The organism is Hydromonas duriensis, from assembly GCF_004363775.1.
Taxonomy (GTDB): domain Bacteria; phylum Pseudomonadota; class Gammaproteobacteria; order Burkholderiales; family Burkholderiaceae; genus Hydromonas; species Hydromonas duriensis.
In genome coordinates, this window is the sequence record NZ_SNZE01000068.1 from 1 (window position 1) to 1,595 (window position 1,595).

Consider the following 1,595-nt stretch of genomic DNA (forward strand, 5'->3'; position numbering starts at 1 on the left):
ACTGCAACACCGACCACAGAAACCTACGATGTCACCGTGCGTGTCAACGTTCCAGCGGGTTCAAGCACAAGCAACGACACCTGCTCAGGCACCACCTCAGGTCAAGGTCTGTTCAACGCCGCCGTCTTAAGCATGTCAGGCGCATCTGACCAAACCGCCACGGCGTGTTCTAACACACCTGCGGTCTCAGGCGTCAACCTCGTTCTGCAAAAGACATGGGTTAAAGCCACATCAGGAGAAAGCGTCAACATCCCAGCGACCACAGGTTTCAGTGTCAACACCGCTGCGTTTGACGCCGCCTCAACGGGTTCAAACAGCGTCTCATCAGGCACTGTTGTGGTCGCACCAGATGAAGTCGGCACATTACCGACTGAAACCTTCGCCACCACAGCGAACGCGATTAACTACAGCTCAGGCTCATGGTCATGTTCTGACGGCACCAACGCAGCGATTACCGTTGCACAAGGTGGCAACTTAACCATCCCAAGTGCCAGCGTCGGTAAAACCTTAACCTGTACCTTAACCAACACCAGCGTCATTGACGGTGTCACGGTGGCTAAAGCCGTCACCGCAGGACCCACTGTTGTATCAGGTTCAGGTGACCAGTTCGACATCACTTATCGTGTCACGGTCAGCAACACCAACCCATCGGCCACGGTATACAGCTTAAGCGACACATTCGGCTTTGACTCTGATGTCACTGTTGTTGGTACACCGACCATCACCAAAGGCAGCAATGTCAGCGGTACCGTGAACAGCGCGTTCACAGGTGCAGGCACCAACACGTCGATTATCAGCAACGAAAGCATCGCCGCAGGTTCAACTGCCACACCAACGACAGAAAGCTACGACATCACTGCACGTGTTAAAGTTGCGCTCTCTGGCAGCACCAGCAACAACACCTGTACCAGCGCAACGGGCAATGGTTTGTTCAACAACGCCCAAATGACAGTTGCGGGTACAGTTAAAGATGCGAACGCATGTGCCACCACACCGACTGCACAAACGACACAATTGACCTTCCAAGTCGATTGGTCTAATGCAACCGTGGGTGAGAAGGTATCCGTCCCTGCCTCAACGGGATTGACCACCAACACCACTGCATTCGATGCCGTCAGCACAGGCAGCAACACTGTCAAATCAAACACAGCCTTGGCTGTTGTGGGTGAAACGGTCACCGTACCGACCCCTGCATTCGCCACCGCAGGCAATGATATCTTCTACGGTTCACCGACCTCTTGGTTGTGTTCGGACGGCGTGAACCCCGATGTCACTGTGGCATTTGGCAGCACACTGAAGTTTGATTCGAAATACGCAGGTCAAACCATGGCGTGTAAAGTGGTTTACACCAGCGTCGTGGCAGACGTCAACGTCACTAAAGCGGTGACTGCAGGCCCAACGGCAGTGAGCGGCACGGGTGACCAGTTCGACATCACTTATCGTGTCACAGTCAGCAACGCCAATACATCGGCCACGGCGTACAGCTTAAGCGACACATTCGGCTTTGACTCTGATGTCAGCGTTGTTGGTACACCGACCATCACCAAAGGCAGCAATGTCAGCGGTACCGTGAACAGCGCGTTCACAGGTGCAGG

The 1,595-nt window shown here is 54.2% G+C and carries 1 protein-coding gene; it reads left to right on the forward strand.

Annotated elements, in window-relative coordinates:
* Positions 1-1,595, forward strand: a 1,595-nt coding sequence (locus DFR44_RS11520; RefSeq protein WP_162845263.1) for a hypothetical protein, incomplete at both ends; no start/stop codon positions are given.